The 21,559-nt window shown below is 71.0% G+C and carries 22 protein-coding genes; 21 read left to right on the forward strand and 1 reads right to left on the reverse strand.

The window, feature by feature from the left end; translation table 11 throughout:
* Positions 1–29: 29 nt before the first annotated feature.
* From paaA to paaE, 5 genes are all read left to right on the forward strand, one after another.
* Entirely contained in the window at positions 30–962 is a 933-nt protein-coding gene (paaA, locus tag ABD126_RS19340) for a 1,2-phenylacetyl-CoA epoxidase subunit PaaA (RefSeq protein WP_343935274.1), read from the forward strand.
* On the forward strand, positions 959–1,243 hold the full coding sequence (gene paaB / locus ABD126_RS19345) for a 1,2-phenylacetyl-CoA epoxidase subunit PaaB (protein WP_343935275.1): 285 nt from the start codon (positions 959–961) through the stop codon (positions 1,241–1,243). The genes paaA and paaB overlap by 4 nt, the downstream gene beginning before the upstream one ends.
* Positions 1,244–1,304: 61 nt before the next feature.
* Complete coding sequence (gene paaC, locus ABD126_RS19350) at positions 1,305–2,186, forward strand: 1,2-phenylacetyl-CoA epoxidase subunit PaaC (protein ID WP_343935276.1); 882 nt, start codon at positions 1,305–1,307, stop codon at positions 2,184–2,186.
* Positions 2,180–2,671 carry a 1,2-phenylacetyl-CoA epoxidase subunit PaaD gene (paaD, locus tag ABD126_RS19355; RefSeq protein WP_343935277.1) on the forward strand — a complete coding sequence of 164 codons (492 nt, stop codon included), beginning with the start codon at positions 2,180–2,182 and terminating at the stop codon, positions 2,669–2,671. The genes paaC and paaD overlap by 7 nt, the downstream gene beginning before the upstream one ends.
* On the forward strand, positions 2,672–3,706 hold the full coding sequence (paaE, locus tag ABD126_RS19360; protein ID WP_343935278.1) for a 1,2-phenylacetyl-CoA epoxidase subunit PaaE: 1,035 nt from the start codon (positions 2,672–2,674) through the stop codon (positions 3,704–3,706).
* 120 nt (positions 3,707–3,826) lie between these two features.
* Here the strand turns inward: paaE and ABD126_RS19365 are convergent, their stop codons facing one another.
* A complete protein-coding gene (locus ABD126_RS19365) occupies positions 3,827–4,651 on the reverse strand; it encodes an inositol monophosphatase family protein (protein ID WP_343935279.1) in 825 nt (274 codons plus the stop codon).
* Between the two features lie 155 nt (positions 4,652–4,806).
* Here ABD126_RS19365 and ABD126_RS19370 point away from each other — a divergent pair, with 155 nt between their 5' ends.
* The 16 genes from ABD126_RS19370 to nuoK all read left to right on the forward strand — a co-directional run bounded on the left by ABD126_RS19370 (position 4,807) and on the right by nuoK (position 21,550).
* Positions 4,807–5,910 (forward strand): glycosyltransferase family 4 protein, encoded by a 1,104-nt coding sequence (locus ABD126_RS19370; protein WP_343935280.1) that lies wholly within the window; start codon positions 4,807–4,809, stop codon positions 5,908–5,910.
* Positions 5,907–7,016, forward strand: a complete 1,110-nt coding sequence (locus ABD126_RS19375) for a glycosyltransferase (protein ID WP_343935281.1) — start codon at positions 5,907–5,909, stop codon at positions 7,014–7,016. The genes ABD126_RS19370 and ABD126_RS19375 overlap by 4 nt, the downstream gene beginning before the upstream one ends.
* 855 nt (positions 7,017–7,871) lie before the next feature.
* Positions 7,872–8,633, forward strand: coding sequence for a demethylmenaquinone methyltransferase (locus tag ABD126_RS19380; RefSeq protein WP_343935282.1), 762 nt, complete (start codon positions 7,872–7,874; stop codon positions 8,631–8,633).
* Complete coding sequence (locus tag ABD126_RS19385; protein WP_343935283.1) at positions 8,630–9,196, forward strand: NADPH-dependent F420 reductase; 567 nt, start codon at positions 8,630–8,632, stop codon at positions 9,194–9,196. Before ABD126_RS19380 ends, ABD126_RS19385 begins: the two co-directional genes overlap by 4 nt.
* 120 nt (positions 9,197–9,316) lie before the next feature.
* Positions 9,317–10,594 (forward strand): geranylgeranyl reductase family protein, encoded by a 1,278-nt coding sequence (locus ABD126_RS19390; RefSeq protein WP_343935284.1) that lies wholly within the window; start codon positions 9,317–9,319, stop codon positions 10,592–10,594.
* 348 nt (positions 10,595–10,942) lie between these two features.
* Entirely contained in the window at positions 10,943–11,308 is a 366-nt protein-coding gene (locus ABD126_RS19395; RefSeq protein WP_121224746.1) for an NADH-quinone oxidoreductase subunit A, read from the forward strand.
* Positions 11,309–11,320: 12 nt separating this feature from the next.
* Positions 11,321–11,869: a NuoB/complex I 20 kDa subunit family protein gene (locus ABD126_RS19400; RefSeq protein WP_121224748.1), complete on the forward strand. Its 549-nt coding sequence runs from the start codon at positions 11,321–11,323 to the stop codon at positions 11,867–11,869.
* 5 nt (positions 11,870–11,874) lie between these two features.
* Positions 11,875–12,618 carry an NADH-quinone oxidoreductase subunit C gene (locus ABD126_RS19405; RefSeq protein WP_343935285.1) on the forward strand — a complete coding sequence of 248 codons (744 nt, stop codon included), beginning with the start codon at positions 11,875–11,877 and terminating at the stop codon, positions 12,616–12,618.
* Positions 12,615–14,006 carry an NADH-quinone oxidoreductase subunit D gene (locus tag ABD126_RS19410; RefSeq protein WP_343935286.1) on the forward strand — a complete coding sequence of 464 codons (1,392 nt, stop codon included), beginning with the start codon at positions 12,615–12,617 and terminating at the stop codon, positions 14,004–14,006. The genes ABD126_RS19405 and ABD126_RS19410 overlap by 4 nt, the downstream gene beginning before the upstream one ends.
* The gene (gene nuoE / locus ABD126_RS19415) at positions 14,003–14,803 is read left to right on the forward strand and encodes an NADH-quinone oxidoreductase subunit NuoE (protein WP_343935287.1); all 801 of its coding nucleotides are present in this window, start codon (positions 14,003–14,005) and stop codon (positions 14,801–14,803) included. Before ABD126_RS19410 ends, nuoE begins: the two co-directional genes overlap by 4 nt.
* A 12-nt stretch (positions 14,804–14,815) precedes the next feature.
* Positions 14,816–16,096: an NADH-quinone oxidoreductase subunit NuoF gene (nuoF, locus tag ABD126_RS19420; RefSeq protein ID WP_343935288.1), complete on the forward strand. Its 1,281-nt coding sequence runs from the start codon at positions 14,816–14,818 to the stop codon at positions 16,094–16,096.
* The gene (locus tag ABD126_RS19425) at positions 16,093–18,582 is read left to right on the forward strand and encodes an NADH-quinone oxidoreductase subunit G (RefSeq protein ID WP_343935289.1); all 2,490 of its coding nucleotides are present in this window, start codon (positions 16,093–16,095) and stop codon (positions 18,580–18,582) included. The genes nuoF and ABD126_RS19425 overlap by 4 nt, the downstream gene beginning before the upstream one ends.
* Positions 18,579–19,898: an NADH-quinone oxidoreductase subunit NuoH gene (nuoH, locus tag ABD126_RS19430; protein WP_343935290.1), complete on the forward strand. Its 1,320-nt coding sequence runs from the start codon at positions 18,579–18,581 to the stop codon at positions 19,896–19,898. The genes ABD126_RS19425 and nuoH overlap by 4 nt, the downstream gene beginning before the upstream one ends.
* A complete protein-coding gene (gene nuoI, locus ABD126_RS19435) occupies positions 19,885–20,427 on the forward strand; it encodes an NADH-quinone oxidoreductase subunit NuoI (protein WP_343935291.1) in 543 nt (180 codons plus the stop codon). The genes nuoH and nuoI overlap by 14 nt, the downstream gene beginning before the upstream one ends.
* A complete protein-coding gene (locus ABD126_RS19440) occupies positions 20,424–21,254 on the forward strand; it encodes an NADH-quinone oxidoreductase subunit J (protein ID WP_343935292.1) in 831 nt (276 codons plus the stop codon). The genes nuoI and ABD126_RS19440 overlap by 4 nt, the downstream gene beginning before the upstream one ends.
* The gene (gene nuoK / locus ABD126_RS19445; RefSeq protein WP_309117626.1) at positions 21,251–21,550 is read left to right on the forward strand and encodes an NADH-quinone oxidoreductase subunit NuoK; all 300 of its coding nucleotides are present in this window, start codon (positions 21,251–21,253) and stop codon (positions 21,548–21,550) included. Before ABD126_RS19440 ends, nuoK begins: the two co-directional genes overlap by 4 nt.
* Positions 21,551–21,559: the final 9 nt, after the last annotated feature.

The raw sequence follows: 21,559 nt of genomic DNA on the forward strand, positions 1-21,559 counted from the left end.
AAACCGACTCCAGGTGTAACATCGGCCGCATGGACCTGGAGGCGGAGTTCGAGCGCGCCGTCAGCGGTGAGCAGCGCGTCGAGCCGCGGGACTGGATGCCCGACGGCTACCGCAAGACCCTGATCCGGCAGATCGCGCAGCACGCGCACTCCGAGATCATCGGCATGCAGCCGGAGGGCAACTGGATCAGCCGCGCGCCCTCGCTGCGCCGCAAGGCGATCCTGCTGGCCAAGGTCCAGGACGAAGCGGGCCACGGGCTCTACCTCTACGCGGCCACCGAGACGCTCGGCGCCGACCGCGGCGAGCTGACCGAGAACCTGGTCAACGGCCGCCAGAAGTACTCGTCGATCTTCAACTACCCCACGCTGTCCTACGCCGACGTCGGCACCATCGGCTGGCTCGTGGACGGCGCGGCCATCTGCAACCAGGTGCCGCTGTGCCGCACCTCCTACGGCCCGTACGCGCGCGCCATGATCCGCATCTGCAAGGAGGAGTCCTTCCACCAGCGGCAGGGCTACGAGCTGCTGATGACCATGATGAGCGGCACGGACGCCCAGCGCGCCATGGTGCAGGAGTCGGTGGACCGGTTCTGGTGGCCGTCGCTGATGATGTTCGGCCCGCCGGACTCCGAGAGCGCCAACACCGAGCAGTCGATGAAGTGGCGCATCAAGCGCAACACCAACGACGAGCTGCGGCAGAAGTTCGTGGACATGACCGTGCCGCAGGCGGAGAAGCTCGGCGTGACCCTGCCCGACCCGGCGCTGAAGTGGAACCCCGAGCGGGGGCACTACGACTTCGGCCAGCCCGACTGGGACGAGTTCTGGCAGGTCGTCGGCGGCAACGGGCCCGCCAACGCGCAGCGGGTCGCGCACCGGCGCAAGGCGCACGAAGACGGGGAATGGGTGCGTGCCGCCGCCGCGGCCCACGCTGCCCGTCACGCACGTCAGGAGGGTGTGGCATGAGTTCGTCGTGGCCGCTGTGGGAGGTGTTCGTGCGGGGCAAGCGCGGGCTCAACCACGTGCACGTGGGGTCCCTGCACGCGCCGGACGCGGAGATGGCGCTGCGCAACGCCCGTGACGTCTACACGCGCCGCAACGAAGGCGTGTCGATCTGGGTGGTGCCCGCCGCCGCCATCACGGCGTCCTCGCCGGACGAGAAGGACCCGTTCTTCGCGCCCAGCGGCGACAAGGTGTACCGGCACCCGACGTTCTACGCGATCCCCGAGGACGTGCCGCACCTATGACCCGGGTGCGGGTGTCCCGCGAAACACAGCGACAACGCCGTCCTGAGCGCTGGTGGCCAAGATGAGTTTCGACAACGCTTATGAGTCCCTGATCGACCACGAGGACACGCACTGGGCGTTCGGCACCGGGTTCTCCGAGGCCCTGCCCGGCGTCGACCGGGCGGTGCCGGCGGACGTGGACCGCGCGGACCTGTTCGCGTACTGCCTGATGCTCGGCGACGACGCCCTGGTGCTGTCGCAGCGGCTGGCGGAGTGGTGCTCGCGCGCGCCCGAGCTGGAAGAGGACGTGGCGCTGGCCAACATCGCCCTCGACCTGCTCGGCCAGGCCCGGCTGCTGCTGACCCGCGCGGGCGAGGTCGAGGGGCTCGGGCGGGACGAGGACGCGCTGGCGTACCTGCGCGACGAGCGGGACTTCCGCAACGTCCACCTCGCCGAGATCGAGTGCGGACCGTTCGCGGGCGGCGACTTCGCCACCACGATGGCGCGGCTGCTGGTGTTCTCGACGTGGAAGATCGCGCAGTACTCGGCCCTGCTGGGCTTCGCCGACCCCGTGGTGGCCGCCGTGGCCGCGAAGGGGTTGAAGGAACTGGCCTACCACCGCGACCACGCGGCCCAGTGGGTCGTGCGGCTGGGCGACGGGACCGACGAGTCGCACCGGCGCATGCAGGCCGGTCTGGAGCGGGTCTGGCCGTTCGTGGAGGAACTGTTCGCGGCGCACCCCGTGGAGCAGCGGCTTGGGCTCGACCCGGCCGCGTACCGGGCCGAGTTCGACTCGGTGATCGACACGGTGCTCGCGGCGGCCGGCCTGAAGCGGCCCACGTCCGTGCCCGCCGCGCGGGTCAACGGGCGCGCCGGGCGCGACGGCGTCCACACCGAGGCCATGGGCTACCTGCTCGCCGAGATGCAGCACCTGCACCGGTCCCTGCCGGGGGCGACGTGGTGACCGCGCTGGCCGTGGCGTCGGCGGTCCGGGACCCGGAGCTGCCCGTGCTCACGCTGGCAGACCTGGGCGTGCTGCGCGAGGTCGTGGAGGAGGACGGGCGGGTCCTGGTGACCATCACGCCCACCTACTCCGGGTGCCCGGCGGTCGAGGAGATGGGGGCCGACCTCAAGCGGTCCCTGCGCGCGGCCGGCTACGCCGAGGTCGAGGTCCGGACGTCGCTGTCCCCGGCCTGGACCACGGACTGGATCAGCGAGGAGGGCCGGCGCAAGCTCGCCGAGGCGGGCATCGCACCCCCGGCCCGCGTCGGCCCGCGCGCCGTCGGCCCGGTCCCGCTGACCCTCACCCCGCCGTCCGCGCGGGTGGCGTGCCCGCGCTGCGGGTCGCCCCGCACCGAGGAGCTTTCCCGGTTCGGGTCCACGGCGTGCAAGGCGCTGCGGCGCTGCCTGGACTGCGCCGAGCCCTTCGAGCACATCAAGGAGATCTAGATGGCCCGGCCGGTGTTCCACAAGCTGACCGTGGCGTCCGTGGATCGCCTGTGCGAGGACGCGGTCGCGATCACGTTCGACGTGCCTGCGGAGCTGCGTTCCACCTTCGACTTCCGCGCCGGCCAGTACCTGACCCTGCGCCAGGGCGACGAACGCCGGTCGTACTCGATCTGCGCGCCGGTCGGCGCCCCGTTGCGGATCGGCGTGCGGCGCGTGGACACGGGACTGTTCTCGACGTGGCTGGTGGACCGGCTGACACCGGGCGACGTGGTGGAAGTCCTGCCCCCGGCGGGCAACTTCACCCCGGCCGGCGGGACCCACCACGGCTTGGTGGTGGCCGGCTCGGGCATCACCCCCGCGCTTTCGATCGCCTCGACGGCTTTGGCCGCGGGTGAGCGCGTGACCCTGCTCTATGGCAACCGCCGGACCGACACGGTGATGTTCGCGGAGGACCTGGCCGACCTGAAGGACCGCTACCCGTCCAGGTTCCAACTGATCCACGTGCTGTCCCGCGAACCGCGCGACGTGGAGCTGTTCACGGGCCGGTTGGACGCGGAGAAGCTGCGGGCGTTGTTCGCGTCGGTGGTGCCGATGTCGTCCATCGACCAGTGGTGGCTCTGCGGCCCGTACGGGATGGTCCGCGACGCGGAGGAAGTGCTGTCGTCCCTGGGCGTTCCGGGCGCGTCGGTCCACCACGAACTGTTCTACGTGGACGAACCCCCGCCGCCGCCCCGACGTGCCGAGCAGGTGCTGTCGTCGGTCGGCGAGGGCACGGTGATCCTGGACGGGCGGACGACGACGGTCCCGCTGCCCCCGGACACGCCCATTTTGGATGCGGCCCAACGGGTGCGGTCCGACTTGCCGTTCGCGTGCAAGGGCGGGGTGTGCGGCACGTGCCGGGCGCTGGTCGTGTCGGGCGAGGTCGAGATGCGGCGCAACTACGCGTTGGATCCGGCGGAGGTCGAGGCGGGCTTCGTGCTGACGTGCCAGTCCGTGCCGGTGACCCCGGCGGTGACGGTCGACTTCGACGCGTGAGGCCCTGAACAGCGCGAGACCCGGCAACCGACCGTCCGGACGGTGAACCGGGTCCACTTCCGGCTCCTACTGGAACCGGCGAGTTCATGCTACCGCCGCGCCGGGCAGAAGTTGATCACACTATCGGGTCATCGACGACTGCCACCAGCCGAGCACCTCCTCGGCCACCTCCGGCATCGCCACCAGCAGCCCGTCCACCGGCAACGGGTCGTCCTCGCCACGCCGGTCCAGCACGGCCGCGCCCGACTCGACCGCCAGCGCCACCGCCCCCGCCACGTCCCACTCGTGGTAGCTGTGCAGCACAGCCGCCGCCGCGTGCCCCAGCGCCACCTGCGCCACCGCCAGCGCCTTCGACCCCAGCACCCGCACCCCGGTCCCCGACACCGCCGCCCGCGAGATGAACTCGCCCATCCCCGGCCACGGCCCGGTCCGCGTCATCTCCGTGCACACGATCGAACTGACCGCCTGCTCACCCAGCCGCACCGGCGTCCCGTTCGCCCGCATCCCCCGACCCCGCGCGGCGGCGTAGATCTGCGCCCGGTACGGGTCCGCGACCACGCCCACGACCGGCCCCCACCGGTCCACCAGCGCCAGGCTGTACGCGCACCACGGCACACCCGCCACGTAGTTCGCCGTCCCGTCCACCGGGTCCACCACCCAGCGGAACTCGGCGTCCGACGCCACGTCCTCGTCGGTGTCCTCGCAGAACACCGGGATGTCCGGGAACTCCGTCGTCAGCACGCGCCGCGTGTGCCGCTCCAGCGTGCGGTCCGTGTCGGTCACCCAGTCGAACGGCGACGCGTCCTCGTCGGGCCGCGCGCCCCGGCCGGCCGTCGCCATGATGACGTCCGACGCGTCGTTCGCCAGGCGCCCCGCTATCTCCAGCGCGATCGACACCAGTCCGGGATCGACGGGCTGCGCGGGTCGGGACGACAAGACGGTCATGCCGACCTAGTGTCACCGCCCCTGGTGTCCGCGACACGACCTCCAGGTGAAGCGATGACGATCCTTCGGTCAACGTCAACCGCGACGCGAGGATTTCGACCTTCGTTCCCCGATCCGTCACGCCACCGTGTCCTTCGCGGCTCAAGGTGATCGGCGTGCGTGTAGCGATCGTCACCGAGAGCTTCCTCCCGCAGGTGAACGGGGTGACCAACTCCGTCCTGCGGGTGCTGGAGCACCTGCGTGCGCACGGCCACCAGACCCTCGTGGTCGCACCCGGCGCGGGCGCGGACCACCACCACGGCACCCCGGTCGTCCGGGTGCCCGCCGTCGACCTGCCCCGGTTCAGCTCCCTGCCCGTCGGCGTCCCGACCCGCAAGGTCCTCACCGCGCTCGCCGACTTCCGCCCCGACGTCGTCCACCTCGCCAGCCCGTTCGTCCTGGGCGCGCGGGGCCTGTCCGCCGCCCGCCGGCTCGGCCTGCCGACGGTCGCGGTCTACCAGACCGACGTCGCCGGGTTCGCCGGCCACTACGGCCTCGGCCTGACCGCCCGCGCCGCGTGGCGCTGGACCCGCCGCCTGCACGCCCAGGCGGACCGCACCCTCGCGCCGTCGACGTGGGCCGTGGACGCGTTGCGCGAGCACGGGGTTCCGCGCGTCCACCGGTGGGGCAGGGGAGTGGACGTGGACCTGTTCGCACCGCACCGCCGTGACGACGCCCTGCGCCGTTCGCTCGCGCCCAACGGTGAAGTCCTGGTCGGCTATGTCGGCCGGTTGTCCCCCGAGAAGCAGGTCGACCGCCTGCGCGCCTTGCGTGACGTCCCCGGCATCCGCTTGGTCGTCGTGGGCGAAGGCCCCGAGGAAGCGGCCCTTCAGCGCGACCTGCCCGACGCGGCTTTCCTCGGCTTCCGCTCCGGTGTCGCACTGGCGCAGGCCTACGCGTCGCTGGACGTGTTCGTGCACACCGGGCCGCACGAGACGTTCTGCCAGGCCGTGCAGGAGGCGTTGGCCAGCGGTGTGCCCGTGATCGCCCCGGACGCGGGCGGCCCGCGCGACCTGGTCCAACCCGACACCGGCTACCTGTTCACCACCGACGACGACCTGCGCGACGCCGTGACCGCCCTGCTGGACCCGTTGCGGCGCAAGCGTTACGGCCACGCCGCGCGACGCTGGGTGCGGGGCCGGACGTGGTCCGCGGTGTGCGCCGAACTGGTGGGCCACTACCACGCCGTCCTCGGGACGCCGGAGCGGCAAGCGGCATGAGGATCGTGCAGCTGGCCAACTTCTACGGTCCCCGGTCGGGCGGCCTGCGCACCGCGTTGCACCACCTGGGGGCGGGGTACGCGGGGGCGGGCCACGAGGTGACCCTGGTCGTGCCGGGGGCGGCGCACGCCGACGAGCACCTGTCGAACAACGTCCGCCGCATCACGCTCCCCGCGCCGAGGCTGCCCGGCACCGGCGGGTACCGGGCGGTGGACCCGTGGCGCGTGCGGACGTTGCTGGACCACCTGCGCCCGGACCGCCTGGAGGTGTCGGACCGCCTGACCCTGCGCGGCATGGGCAAGTGGGCGCGGGCGAACGGTGTCCCGAACGTCGTGATCTCCCACGAACGCCTGGACCGCCTGCTCGAACAGTTCCTCCTACCCCCGGCGCTGGCCAGGTCCGGCGCGGACTGGGCGAATGCGCGCATGGCGGCGTCCTACGACACGGTCGTCTGCACGACGGACTTCGCAAGGCAGGAATTCGACCGGATCGGCGCCACCAACGTCACCCGCGTCCCTCTGGGCGTGGACCTGCACACCTTCACCCCGACCCGCCACGACCGGTCCCTCAAGCGGACCCTGGCCCAAGGTGCCGATGCTCTGTTGATCCACTGCGGCCGGCTGTCGCCGGAGAAGCACGTGGAACGCAGCGTCGACACGGCGGCAGCCCTGCACGAGTCGGGCCACAACATCCGCTTGGTGATCGCCGGCGACGGCCCCCGCAGGGAGGCCCTGGAACGCCGCGCGTCCGGCCTACCGGTCACTTTTCTGGGGTTCGTGAACCAGCGAACCGAGGTAGCCACCCTCCTGGCGACGGCCGACGTCTCCCTGGCCCCGGGCCCCCACGAGACTTTCGGCCTGGCGGCCCTGGAGGCCCTGGCCTCGGGCACGCCGGTGGTCGTGTCGGCGTCGTCGGCCTTGCGCGAGATCGTGCAACCAGGCTGCGGAGCCGCAGTCCCAGACCACGCCACAGCCTTCGCAGGCGCGGTGAACTCCCTCCTGGACAACCCAGAACAGCAACGCCGAGAAGCCGCCCGAGCAAGAGCCGAACAATACCCGTGGCAAACAGCCATAACCGGCATGCTCACCGCCCTACAAGCCACCTGACCAGCGCCGGCCACCCCGTCCAAGGCACCCACGCCCCGCACTCACGCCCCACGCCCCGCACCGACGCCGCCCGCCCCGCACTGACGCGGCCTCCCCGCGCACCGACGCCGCCCGCCCAGCACTGACGCCGCCCCCGCACTGACGCCGCCCGCCGGGCACCCACCCCGCGCCCGTCGCCACGGCCCCCTCCACCGCCTTCCGGAGCCCGGAGCCCGCCTCCCACTCGGCACCCCACGCCCGCTGCCTCCACCGGCACCACATCCCCGCTCCGCGTCCACACCCCTCCGGCCGGCACACCCTGAGCCCATACCTGGTCCGTTCCTGGCCTGCATCCCGCGCTCCTGTATGAGCTCACGGGCCGCGTGCTCGCCCTCTACCTGCGCCGAGCGTGGCGGCATGTGGGGCGGGGCGGTGTCTCGGATGGGCGGCGCGTGAAGGGGGAGTTGGGCACGGGCGGCTCGCGTCGGGCGGGTTGGGCGCAGGCGGGTTGGGCGCAGGCGGGTTGGGCGGTGCTGGGGTGGGCGGTGCTGGGGTGGGCGGCTGTTGCTGGCGGCGGGCGGGGTGTGGGCTGTTGGGTGGGTGGGCTGTTGGGGGTGCGTGGGATGTTCGGTCGCGTGCTTGGGTGTCGTGCGGGTGCGTTTGCCTTGCGCCGTGCCGCCTCCTCTTCTTTACGGCAACGTTCGGCGAAGCCTGAAGGTGCCCGAATTGCGATCAATTCGCGACATCGGGTGAACATTGCGTCCGCAGTAAACCTGGACGACCTCCGCCCGCATGAGTAATGGTCGTTCGCGCAGGTCAGGCCGCCTGGGGGTGTGCGGGATTTCGGTCTCAGGGGGTGTCGCCTAGGCTGCGGTCATGTCGCGTGCAGGTTTGGACAAGAACCCCCGCGAGGTTGCCGAGATGTTCGACGGCGTGGCCAAGGGCTACGACCGCACGAACTCCGTCATGACCCTGGGGTTCGACCGGCGCTGGCGGGAGTGGAGTCGGCGGGTTCTCGACGCTCGGGCCGGGGAGAAGGTGCTCGACCTCGCGGCCGGGACGGCCGTGTCCACCGTCGAGTACGCGGCGTCCGGCGCGTGGTGCGTCGCGGCCGACTTCTCGATCGGCATGTTGCTCGGCGGGCGGCACCGGGACGTGCCCAAGGTCGCCGCCGACGCGCTCCGGCTGCCCTTCGCGGACAACGCCTTCGACGCCGTCACGGTCTCCTTCGGGCTCCGCAACTTCAACGACACCGAAGCCGCGCTCCGCGAGATGGCCCGCGTGGTCAAACCGGGCGGCCGGCTGGTGGTCTGCGAGGTCTCCACGCCGACGTTCCGGCCCTTCCGGTTCGTCTACATGCGTTACCTGCTCAAGATCCTCCCGTTCATCGGCCGGTTCGTCTCCTCGAACCCCGAGGCGTACCAGTACCTCGCCGAGTCCATGCGGACCTGGCCGGAACAGCGGGCGCTCGCGGAGATCGTCGCCAAGGCCGGGTGGGAGGACGTGGCCTGGATGAACCTCACCTTCGGCATGGTCGCGTTGCACCGGGCCACCAAGCCGGCGGAGAGCGGCGAGCCCGCGGAAGCCACCAAGCCGGCGGAAGCTGCCAAGCCCGCGCAGACACTGGAGGGCGAGTGAAGGTCGGGGTCGTCGGCGCGGGGAACATCGGTGCGTCGGTCGCGAAGAAGCTGGCCCGCGCCGGGCACGACTTGGTGATCGCCAACAGCCGCGGGCCCGAGACGCTGCCCGACCTCGACGGCGTCGCCAAGGGCACCCTGGACGAGGCGGTCGAAGGGCGGGACGTCACGTTCCTCGCCGTGCCCTGGGTCGCCCTGGACGCCGTGACCGCGGGGCGCGACTGGGCCGGCAAGATCGTGGTCGACACGAGCAACCCGATCCTCCCCGGCTTCGTCTTTGCCGACATCGGCGACCGGCCCTCCAGCGCGATCGTCGCCGAGAAGGTCCCGGGCGCGCGGCTGGTCAAGGGGTTCAACACGCTCAGCCCCGAGCGGCTCGAACGGGACGCCCGCACGGTCATCTTCCTGTCCGGCGACCACCCTGAGGCCACGAAGGTGGTCGCCGAACTGGTCGAGTCCGCCGGGTGGGCCGCGATCGACCTCGGGTCGCTGGAGGTCGGCGGGCGGCTCCAGCAGTACCCGGGCGGGCCGTTCCCCGGGCTCAGCCTCGTGCAACAGGACTGAGCACCGGCCGGCAGGACCGAGCACCAGGACTGAGCACGGGCAACAGGACTGAGAAGGCCTCAGGAAGGCATAAGTAGACTCGACCCCGGGACTTTGTGAACTGACGCACAAGGAGCGGGGATGACGACTCCCAGCCGCCGCAGGGCAGGCGAGGACGCCGAGGTGATCGTGGTCGGCGCGGGACCCGCGGGGTCCACGGCCGCGACCTACCTGGCCCGCGCGGGCCTGGACGTGCTGCTGTTGGAGAAGAGCACGTTCCCCCGCGAGAAGGTGTGCGGCGACGGGCTCACCCCGCGGGGCGTGAAGCAGCTGATCGACCTCGGCGTCGACACCCGCGAGGAGGCCGGCTGGTTGCACAACCGCGGCCTGCGGGTCGTCGGCGGCGGGGTCACGCTCGAACTGGACTGGCCGGACCTGGCGACCTTCCCGCCCTACGGCGTGGTCCGCCCCCGCCAGGACTTCGACGAGATGCTCGCCAAGACCGCGCAACAGGCCGGCGCCCGCCTCCACGAGCAGACCACGGTCACCGGCGCCGTCGTGGAGAACGGCCGCGTCGTCGGCGTCGAGGCCAAGACCGGCCCGGACAAGCGGCCGGTCACCTACCGCGCCCCGATCGTCCTGGGCTGCGACGGCGTCTCCGCGCGCCTGGCGCTCAGCGTCGGCATCCAGAAGGACGACGCCAAGCCGATGGGCGTGGCCGTCCGCCGCTACTACGCCAGCCCCCGCACGAAGGACGACTACCTGGAGTCGCACCTGGAGCTGTGGGACCGCCAGAACGACGTCCTGCTCCCCGGCTACGGCTGGATCTTCGGCATGGGCGACGGCACGGTGAACGTCGGCCTGGGCATCCTCAGCACCTCCAAGGCCTACGGGACCACGGACTACCGCGCGCTGCTGCGCTCCTGGCTCGACGGGACGCCGGAGGAGTGGGGCTTCCGCGAGGAGAACGCGACCAGCCGCATCGGCGGCGCGGCGCTGCCGATGGGCCTGAACCGCAAGCCGCACTACCGCGACGGGCTGCTCCTGGTGGGTGACGCCGGTGGCATGGTGAACCCGTTCAACGGCGAGGGCATCGGTTACGCCATGGAGTCGGCCCGGATCGCGGCCGAGTCGGTCGTCCAGGGCCTCGCCCGCACCGGCTACAGCCGGGAACGCGCACTTCACGGCTACCCCGTCCGCATCGAGCAGGCGCTGGGCAGCTACTACCGCCTGGGCAACGTCTTCTCGAAGCTCATCGGCAACCCGACGGTCATGCGCACGGCGACCAAGTACGGCCTACCTCGGAAAACGCTGATGAAACTGGTCCTGAAGCTGCTCGCGGGCCTTTACGACCCCAAGGACGGCGACTCCTTCGACCGTCTCATCACGGCCGCCACGAAACTCACCCCAACGGCCTAATCAGCCCCCGCTGGCCGACGCAGCGCCGACCTCCGGGTCGGCGCTGTTTCGTTTTGGGTGTGCTCCCGTTCACTCCACGCCGCCAAAGCTGTTGATCTGCACCGTGTAAGACCAGGTCAGAGCGTGTAAAGGGGGTGCGGTTCACGCCTCTGTGTGACGTTCTACACTGACCCTCAGGTCTTGTGAATCAGTTCACAACCGGCTGAGATGCCTTGTGAACTGTTTCACAAGCGACCTGCGGAAAGTTAGGCGCGCCTAACCTCCGGAGGCCGCAAGAACACCCTTAGGGTGCGCAACTGTCAGCGGTGCCACCACCACCGCGACGACGCGAGGAAAGGACGACGGAGAGTGCTGGACCCTTACCTCCCCCTCGTATTGATGTTCGCCCTCGCCGCGGCCTTCGCCCTGTTCTCCGTGACGGCCGCCCCCTACATCGGGCCCCGCCGCTACAACAAGGCGAAGCTCGACGCCTACGAGTGCGGCATCGAACCGTCACCCCAGCCCGTGGTCGGCGGTGGCCGCATGCCGGTCGCCTACTACCTCACGGCGATGCTGTTCATCCTGTTCGACATCGAAATGGTGTTCCTCTACCCCTTCGCGGTCTCCGCGGACCGGCTCGGCCTGTTCGGCCTGGTGGAGATCGCACTGTTCGTCGCGACGGTCGGCTTCGCGTACGCCTACGTGTGGCGGCGCGGCGGCCTCGACTGGAACTGAGGGGGAAGACCCGTGGGCCTCGAAGAGAAGCTCCCGAACGGCATCCTGCTCGCCAGCGTGGAGAAGCTGGTCAACTGGACCCGCAAGTCCTCGCTCTGGCCCGCCACGTTCGGCCTCGCCTGCTGCGCCATCGAGATGATGACCACCGGCGGCCCGCGCTACGACCTCGCGCGGTTCGGCATGGAGGTCTTCCGCGCCTCGCCGCGCCAGGCCGACCTGATGATCGTCGCGGGCCGGGTGACCAACAAGATGGCCCCGGTGCTGCGCCAGATCTACGACCAGATGCCCGAACCGCGGTGGGTGCTGGCGATGGGCGTGTGCGCGTCCAGCGGCGGCATGTTCAACAACTACGCGGTCGTGCAGGGCGTGGACCACGTCGTGCCGGTCGACATGTACCTGCCGGGCTGCCCGCCGCGGCCGGAGATGCTGATCGACGCGATCCTCAAGATCCACGCGAAGATCATGGACGAGCCGCTGGGGCAGAACCGGGCCGCGCTGCTGGCCGAGCAGGGCAAGCGCACGGAGCTGATCCCGTCGTCCCAGCGCTTTGCGAAGAAGTGAGTGAGATGACGCAGCCAGGGGACGAGCACTCCAGCGCGCAGCGCGCCGTCGAGGGCTTGGAGGCGACCAACGGCGCCGCGCCGAAGGCGCCCATCGTCGCGGGCAAGGCCCGCAAGGGCATGTTCGGCGTCGCCGGTTCCGGTGACACGTCGGGCTTCGGCGGCCTGCGGCTGCCCGCCCACGTCGCCGCGCCCAGCGAGCGGCCGTTCGGCGGCTGGTTCGACGAGGTCGCCGACGAGCTGATCGGCGCGATCCACGAAAAGGGCCTGCCCGCCGACACCATCCAGCAGATCACCGTGGACCGCGGCGAGATCACGTTCTACCTGCGCCGGGAGAACCTGGTCGAGGTGGCGCGGATCCTGCGCGACGACCCGGCGCTGCGCTTCGAGCTGTGCAGCTCGGTGTCCGGGGTGGACTACGGGCCGGACGCCCCGCAGCGGCTGCACTCGGTGTACCACCTGACGTCGATGACCTACCGCCGGCGCATCCGGCTGGAGGTCGCGGTCGACGTGGACGACGCCCACATCCCCAGCGTCGTGTCGGTCTACCCCACGGCGGACTGGCAGGAGCGGGAAGCCTGGGACATGTTCGGCATCGTCTACGACGGCCACCCGGGGCTGACCCGGATCCTCATGCCGGACGACTGGGACGGCCACCCGCAGCGGAAGGACTACCCGCTGGGCGGCATCCCCGTCGAGTACAAGGGCGCGGAGATCCCCCCGCCAGACCAGAGGCGGTCCTACTCATGACCGAACGGCTTTCCGACGTGACCACGGGCACCGACACCAGCGCGGTGGGCCGCGAGTCCGACACCGCCGCGCAGGGGCGCGACCCGTACGACGCCACTTCCCGCCAGACGACCGAGGGCACCGTCTACACGGTGACCGGCGGCGACTGGGACGAGGTGCTGGCCGAGGCGGCGGGCGACGAGCGCATCGTCATGAACCTGGGCCCGCAGCACCCGTCGACGCACGGCGTGCTGCGCCTGGTGCTGGAGCTGGAGGGCGAGACCGTCACCCAGGCCCGCAGCGTCATCGGCTACCTGCACACCGGCATCGAGAAGAACTGCGAGTACCGGAACTGGACCCAGGGCGTCACCTTCGTGACGCGCATGGACTACCTGGCGCCGCTGCACAACGAGGCCGCGTACTGCATGGCCGTGGAGAAGCTCCTGGGCATCACCGTGCCCGACCGCGCGCAGACGATCCGCGTCATGCTGATGGAGCTCAACCGGATCTCCTCGCACCTGGTGGCCCTGGCCACCGGCGGCATGGAGCTGGGAGCGCTCACCGGCATGACCGCGGGCTTCCGCGAGCGCGAGGAAGTCCTGCACCTGCTGGAGTTCCTGACCGGTCTGCGGATGAACCACGCCTACATCCGCCCCGGCGGCCTGGCGCAGGACATCCCGGCCGACGCGCCGCAGCGCATCCGCGACTTCATCAAGGTCATGGACTCGCGGCTGCCGGACTACGACAAGCTGCTCACCGGCCAGCCGATCTGGCGCAACCGCCTGCAGGGCATCGGCTACCTGCCGGTGGACGCGTGCCTCGCGCTGGGCATCACCGGCCCGATCCTGCGTTCCGCGGGCCTGCCGTGGGACCTGCGCAAGGTCGAGCCGTACTCGGGCTACGAGAACTACGAGTTCGAGGTGCCGACCTCGAACGACGCGGACTCGTTCGCCCGCTACCGGCTGCGGCTGGCGGAGATCCACGAGTCGCTCAAGATCGTCCGGCAGGCGGTGGACCGGCTGGAGCCGGGCCCGGTCATGGTGGAGGACGCCAAGGTCGCGTGGCCGGCGCAGCTCACGATCGGCGCGGACGGCATGGGCAACTCGCTGGAGCACGTCCGCAAGATCATGGGCCAGTCCATGGAGTCCCTGATCCACCACTTCAAGCTGGTGACCGAGGGCTTCCAGGTGCCGGCGGGCCAGGTGTACGTGCCGATCGAGTCGCCGCGCGGCGAGCTGGGCTACCACCTGGTCTCCGACGGCGGCACCCGGCCGATGCGCGTGCACGTGCGCGAACCCAGCTTCGTGAACCTCCAGTCGATGCCCGCGATGTGCGAGGGCGGCATGGTCGCCGACGTCATCGCGTCGGTGGCCTCTATCGACCCGGTGATGGGTGGTTGTGACCGATGAGCACTCCCGAGGAAGTCCTTGAGGCTTCGCCGCTGGACCCGGCGGAGACCGCGCACCTGGTGCACGAGACGCCGTACGACACCAGCGTGTTCGACCAGGCGACGGTGGACCGGGCGCGGGCGATCATCGCCCGCTACCCGTTCCCGCGGTCGGCGCTGCTGCCGATGCTGCACCTGGTGCAGTCGGTCGAGGGGTACGTCAGCCAGGCCGGGATCGCGTTCTGCGCCGACCAGCTCGACCTGACCCACGCCGAGGTCAGCGCGGTCGCGACCTTCTACACCATGTACAAGCGGCGGCCGTGCGGCGAGCACCTGGTCAGCGTGTGCACGAACACCCTGTGCGCCGCGCTGGGCGGTGACGCGATCTACGCGAAGCTGCGCGAGCACCTGGGCGCCGACGGCAGGCCGCTGGGCCACGAGGAGACCTCGGGCGAGCCGGGCACGCCGGGCTCGATCACGCTGGAGCACGCCGAGTGCCTCGCCGCGTGCGACCTCGGCCCGGTGCTCCAGGTGAACTACGAGTTCTACGACAACCAGACGCCCGAGAAGGCGCTGGAGCTGGTCAAGGCGTTGCAGGCGGGCGAGAAGCCGCACCCGACGCGGGGCGCGCCGCTCACCGACTTCCGCCAGGCCGAACTCCAGCTCGCGGGCTTCTTCGAGGGCCGGGAGGCGGACCTGGACGGTCCGTCGGCCGCGCCGGAGACCGTGCGGGGCGCCGCGCTCGCGGCGGACCGCGGCTGGACCGCGCCCGCGATGCCGGACGACGCGGAGTTCCCGCCGCTGCCGGAAAAGAAGTAGGGGGAGGCGAACGTGGTCGACCAACTGACTCCGGTCCTCACCAAGCGCTGGCTGTCGCCGCGCTCGTGGACGCTGAAGACCTACGAGCAGCTGGAGGGGTACACGGCGCTGCGCAAGGCGCTCAAGGCCCACCCGGACCAGCTCATCCAGCAGTGCAAGGACTCCGGCCTGCGCGGCCGGGGCGGCGCGGGCTTCCCGACCGGCATGAAGTGGGGCTTCATCCCGCAAGGCGACGGCAAGCCGCACTACCTCGTCATCAACGCCGACGAGGGCGAGCCGGGCACCTGCAAGGACATCCCGCTGATGATGGCGGACCCGCACTCGCTGATCGAGGGCATCATCATCACCTCGTACGCGATCCGCGCGAACTTCGCCGCGATCTACGTGCGCGGCGAGGTGCTGCACTGCATCCGCCGGCTCAACGCGGCCGTGCGGGAGGCGTACGCGGCGGGCTACCTGGGCAAGGACATCCTCGGCTCGGGCTTCGACCTCGACGTGGTGGTGCACGCCGGCGCGGGCGCCTACATCTGCGGCGAGGAGACCGCGCTCCTGGACTCCCTGGAGGGCAAGCGGGGCCAGCCGCGGCTCAAGCCGCCGTTCCCCGCGACCGCCGGCCTCTACGCGTCGCCGACCGTGGTGAACAACGTCGAGACCATCGCGTCGGTCCCGTACATCGTCAACGGCGGCGCGGACTGGTTCCGCACCATGGGCCGCGAGCGGTCCCCGGGCCCGAAGATCTACTCGCTGTCCGGCCACGTCGAGCGCCCCGGCCAGTACGAGGCGCCGATGGGCACGACCCTGCGGCAGCTGCTGGACATGGCGGGCGGCATGAAGGACGGCATCCCGCTGAAGTTCTGGACGCCGGGCGGCTCGTCCACCCCGCTGTTCACCGCCGAGCACCTCGACGTGCCGCTGGACTTCGAGGGCGCGGCCGAGGCGGGCTCGATGCTGGGCACCACCGCGTTGCAGATCTTCAACGAGACGGTGTCCGTGCCGTGGGCGGTCATGAAGTGGACCGAGTTCTACAAGCACGAGTCGTGCGGCAAGTGCACGCCGTGCCGCGAGGGCACCTACTGGCTGGTCCAGATCCTCCAGCGCATGGTGCGCGGCGAGGGCACGGCCGGGGACATCGACACGCTGCTGGACGTCTGCGACAACATCCTGGGCCGCTCGTTCTGCGCCCTGGGTGACGGCGCGGTCAGCCCCATCACCAGCGGCATCAAGTACTTCAAGGACGAGTTCCTGGCCCTGTGCGACCAGAACTCCCAGGTTCTCGCAGGAGCAAGCGCATGACGATCGCCCCTGACAAGAGCACGGAACTGGTCGTGCCCGAGGGTCACGTCAAGCTCGTCATCGACGGCATCGAGGTCGTCGCGCCCAAGGGCGAGCTGCTGATCCGCACCGCGGAGCGGCTGGGCATCGTCGTGCCCCGGTTCTGCGACCACCCGCTGCTGGACCCGGCGGGCGCGTGCCGCCAGTGCCTGGTCGAGGTGGAGATGGGCGGCCGGCCGATGCCGAAGCCGCAGGCGTCCTGCACGATGACCGTCGCCGACGGCATGGTGGTCAAGACGCAGCTCACCTCGCCGGTCGCGGACAAGGCGCAGCAGGGCGTGATGGAGCTGCTGCTCATCAACCACCCGCTGGACTGCCCGATCTGCGACAAGGGCGGCGAGTGCCCGTTGCAGAACCAGGCGCTCAAGCACGGCCGCGCCGACTCCCGGTTCCACGAGCACAAGCGCACGTTCCCCAAGCCGATCCCGATCAGCACGCAGGTGCTGCTGGACCGCGAGCGGTGCGTGCTGTGCCAGCGGTGCACGCGGTTCTCGGCGCAGATCGCGGGCGACCCGTTCATCGAGCTGCTGGAGCGCGGCGCGCAGCAGCAGATCGGCGTGGCGCAGGAGAAGCCGTTCCAGTCCTACTTCTCCGGCAACACCATCCAGATCTGCCCGGTCGGCGCGCTGACCTCGGCCGCCTACCGGTTCCGGGCGCGGCCGTTCGACCTGGTGTCCACGCCGAGCGTGTGCGAGCACTGCTCGTCGGGCTGCGCCGAGCGCACCGACTGGCGGCGCGGCAAGGTGCAGCGCAAGCTCGCCGGCGACGACCCCGAGGTCAACGAGGAGTGGATCTGCGACAAGGGCCGCTTCGCGTTCCGCTACGCCACCGCCGCCGACCGGATCACCCGCCCGCTGGTGCGCGACGAGGCCACCGGTGAGCTGCGCGAGTCGTCGTGGACCGAGGCGTTGCAGGTCGCGGCGGCCGGGCTGGCGAAGGCGCGGGACGGCAAGGGCGTCGGCGTGCTCGCCGGCGGCCGGCTGACCCTGGAGGACGCGTACGCGTACGCCAAGTTCGCCCGGATCGCGTTGCGCACCAACGACGTGGACTTCCGCGCCCGCGCCCACTCGGCGGAGGAGATGGAGTTCCTGACCTCGACCGTCCTGGGCGTCACCCCGGAGACCGGCGGCGTGACCTTCAAGGGCATCGAGGCCGCGCCGGCCGCGCTGCTGGTGGCGTTCGAGCCCGAGGAGGAGGCGCCGATCGTCTTCCTGCGGCTGCGCAAGGCGGCCCGCGCGAAGAAGACGAAGGTGTTCCACCTGGGCCAGTTCACCTCGCCCGCCGTGGAGAAGACGTTCGGCACGCTGCTGGCGTGCGTGCCCGGCGGCGAGCCCGCCGCGCTGAACGCCCTGCCCGAGCACGCCGCCGACGTGGTGGAGGAGCTGGCCAAGCCCGGTTCGGTGATCCTCGTCGGCGAACGCGCCGCCGAGGTCCCCGGCCTGTTCTCCGCGGTGTCCGCGCTCGCCAAGAGCACGGGCGCCGGGGTCGCCTGGGTCCCGCGCCGCGCCGGCGAGCGGGGCGCGCTGGAGGCCGGTCTGCTGCCGACGCTGCTGCCCGGCGGCCGGCTGGTGTCCGACGACGCCGCCCGCGCCGAGGTCGAGCGGGCGTGGGGCCTGGCCGAGGGCGCGCTGCCCGCCAAGCCCGGCCGTGACACCACCGGCATCCTGACCGCCGCCGCGAGCGGTGGCCTGGGCGCGCTGGTGGTCGGCGGCGTGGACCCGTTCGACCTGCCGGACCCGGCGCTGGCGCGGCGCGCGCTGGAGTTCGCCGGTTTCGTGGTGAGCCTGGAGCTGCGGCACAGCGCGGTCACCGCGCACGCCGACGTGGTGCTCCCGGTCGCCCCGGCGGTGGAGAAGGCGGGCAGCTACGTCAACTGGGAGGGCCGGCACCGCCCGTTCGGCCTGACCCTGGAGGGCACCGGCGCGCTGCCCGACGGCCGCGTGCTGGACACGCTGGCCGTCGAGATGGACGCCGACCTGTTCACCCAGACCCCGGCGGCGGCCGCCGCGGACTTCGAGCGGCTGGGCCGCGGCGTGGTCTCGGCGCAGGCCCCGACCGTCGCCGCCCCGCTGCTGCCGCAGCCCAAGGACGGCCAGGTCGTGCTCGCCACGTGGCGGCGGCTGCTGGACAACGGCTCGATGCAGGACGACGAGCCGCACCTGGCGGGCACCGCCCGGCCGGTGGTGGCCAAGCTGTCCGAGGCCACGGCCTCCCGCCTGGGCGTCGCGCTCGGCGGCGAGGTCACCGTGTCCACCGACCGGGGCGCGGTGACGCTGCCGGTCGAGGCCGCCGACCTGCCCGACGGCGTCGTGTGGCTGCCGGGCAACTCCGGCGCGGCCACCGTGCGGCGCACCCTCGTCGCCGGTCACGGGTCGGTTGTCACGGTTTCCACTGTGTCGGATGCGGGCTCCGCTGAGACGCGTACGTCGCCCGGAGGCAAGAAATGAGCACCGCCGAACTCCTCGCCGACGACCCGCTCTGGCTGATCATCGTCAAGGTCGTCGGGATCTTCGCGTTCCTCGTCGTCATGACCCTGTTCATGATCAACTGGGAGCGCAAGGTCGTCGCCCGCATGCAGCAGCGGCCCGGCCCCAACCGGGTCGGCCCGGGCGGCTGGCTCCAGTCGCTGGCCGACGGCCTCAAGCTGGCGTTCAAGGAGGACATCCGCCCGGTCCTGGCGGACAAGTGGGTGTTCTTCCTCGCCCCGGTGATCTCCTGCATCCCCGCGTTCGTCGCCTTCTCGGTGATCCCGCTGGGCGGCGAGGTGTCGATCTTCGGCGAGCGCACCGCCCTCCAGCTGGTCGACCTGCCGGTCGGCGTGCTGGTCGTGCTGGCCTGCTCCTCGCTGGGCGTCTACGGCATCGTGCTGTCCGGCTGGGCCTCCGGCTCGCCGTACCCGCTGCTGGGCGCGCTGCGGTCGGCCGCGCAGGTGATCTCCTACGAGATCGCGATGGGCCTGTCGATCGTCGCGGTCGTCATGCACTCGCACTCGCTGTCCACCTCGGACATCGTCGCCTCGCAGGCCGGCGGCTGGTACTTCTACCTGCTGCCGGTGAGCTTCCTGATCTACGTGACGTCGATGGTCGGCGAGACCAACCGCGCCCCGTTCGACCTCCCCGAGGCCGAGTCGGAGCTGGTCGGCGGCTTCCACACCGAGTACAGCTCGCTGAAGTTCGCGCTGTTCTTCCTCGCCGAGTACGTCAACATGGTGACCGTCTCCGCGCTGGCCACGACCCTGTTCCTGGGCGGCTGGCGGTTCCCGTTCGTCGGCGACGACCACCTGCTCAACTCCGGCTGGTTCGGCCTGCTGTGGTTCGTGCTCAAGACGCTCGCGTTCCTGTTCCTGTTCATCTGGCTGCGCGGCACCCTGCCCCGCCTGCGCTACGACCAGTTCATGCGGCTGGGCTGGAAGTTCCTGGTCCCGATCGCGCTGGTGTGGTTCGTCGCGGTGGCGTTCGCCCGGTACGTGCGCCAGGAGATCGAGTCCGACTCGCTGAGCACGTCCACCGTGCTCGCCGTGTTCGGCGCGGTCCTGGGCGTCGTGCTGCTGGTGGCGTTCCTGCTGCCGGACAAGCGCGAGGTGCGCGACCCGAACGCCGTGCCGGTCACCGGCGGCGGCTTCCCCGTGCCGCCGCTGGACCTCCAGGTCCCCAAGTCGCCGCCGCGGCGGCGCCAGGTGCCGGTGGCGGACCTGCCCGGCGAAACCAAGGAACCCGCAGCGGTTACCGCATCCAGGGAGGAGGCCGGCGATGGGGATGCTTGATCCCGTCAAGGGCTTCGGCGTGACCTTCGGGACGATGTTCAAGAAGGTCGTCACCGAGGAGTACCCCGAGGTCAAGAAGGTCACCGCGCCGCGGTTCCACGGCCGCCACCAGCTCAACCGGCACCCGGACGGGCTGGAGAAGTGCGTCGGCTGCGAGCTGTGCGCGTGGGCCTGCCCGGCGGACGCGATCTTCGTCGAGGGCGGCGACAACACCGAGGACGAGCGCTACTCGCCCGGTGAGCGCTACGGCGCCGACTACCAGATCAACTACCTGCGCTGCATCGGCTGCGGCCTGTGCATCGAGGCGTGCCCGACCCGCTCGCTCACCATGACCAACGAGTACGAGCTGGCCGACGACGACCGGCAGAAGCTGATCTTCACCAAGGAGGACCTGCTCGCCCCGCTGCTGCCCGGCATGGAGCAGCCGCCGCACCCGATGCGGCTGGGCGCGAACGAGCAGGACTACTACGTCAACGGGCCGCGCCTCCAGGCGGAAGCGGACATCAAGGCGAAGCAGGAGGGCCGGTGAACCTCCTGCTCCAGCCGGACACCGTCGAGCGCGTGGTGGACACCGTCACCACCGGCGAGGCGGTCGCGTTCTGGATCCTCGGACCCCTGGCCCTGGCCGGCGCGCTGGGCATGCTGTTCGCCCGCAACGCCGTGCACTCCGCGCTGTGGCTGGTGCTCACCATGCTCAGCCTCGGCGTGCTCTACATGGTCCAGCAGGCGCCCTTCCTGGGCTTCGTGCAGATCATCGTCTACACCGGCGCGATCATGATGCTGTTCCTGTTCGTGCTGATGCTGGTCGGCCGGGACAGCTCGGACTCCGTCGTGGAGGTGCTGCGCGGGCAGCGGCTCGCGGCCACCGTGCTCGGCATCGGGTTCGCGGCCCTCGTGGTCGGCTCCCTGGCCCGCGCGCTGACCGACGTGGACGCGATCGGCCTGGCGCAGCAGAACACGCAGAACGGCGGCAACGTCGCCAACATCGGCGAGGCGCTGTTCACCGACTACCTGTTCCCGTTCGAACTGACCTCCGCGCTGCTCATCACGGCGGCGGTCGGCGCGATGGTGCTGGCCTTCACCTCCAAGTCCAAGGAGGCGAAGAAGACGCAGAAGGAACTGGTCGAGGAGCGCTTCCGCGGCGACCGGGTGGGCTCGCTGCCCGGCCCCGGCGTGTTCGCCACGGCCAACTCGGTCGCCACGCCCGCGTTGCTGCCCGACGGCTCGGTCGCGAAGGAGTCGCTGTCCGAGCTGATCGAGACGACCGCGAAGGAGCGGCTGGAGGACGACGTCGCGGAGGTCTCCGGCACGGCGCACCAGCCCGACGCGCACGCGCTCAAGGGAGACCAGTCGTGACCCCCACCTACTACCTGCTGCTGTCCGCCCTGCTGTTCAGCCTCGGCGCGGTGGGCGTGCTGGTGCGGCGCAACGCCATCGTCGTGTTCATGTGCATCGAGCTGATGCTCAACGCCGTGAACCTCAGCCTGGTCACGTTCGCCCGCATCAACGGCGGGCTCGACGGCCAGGTGATGGCGTTCTTCGTGATGGTCGTGGCCGCGGCGGAGGTCGTGGTCGGCCTGACGATCATCATGGCGATCTTCAAGACGCGTCGCTCGGCCTCGGTCGACGACTCCAACCTGCTGAAGTACTGAGAGGTCGAC

Source organism: Saccharothrix mutabilis subsp. mutabilis (assembly GCF_039521145.1).
In the GTDB taxonomy this organism is placed as follows: Bacteria; Actinomycetota; Actinomycetes; order Mycobacteriales; family Pseudonocardiaceae; genus Actinosynnema; species Actinosynnema mutabilis.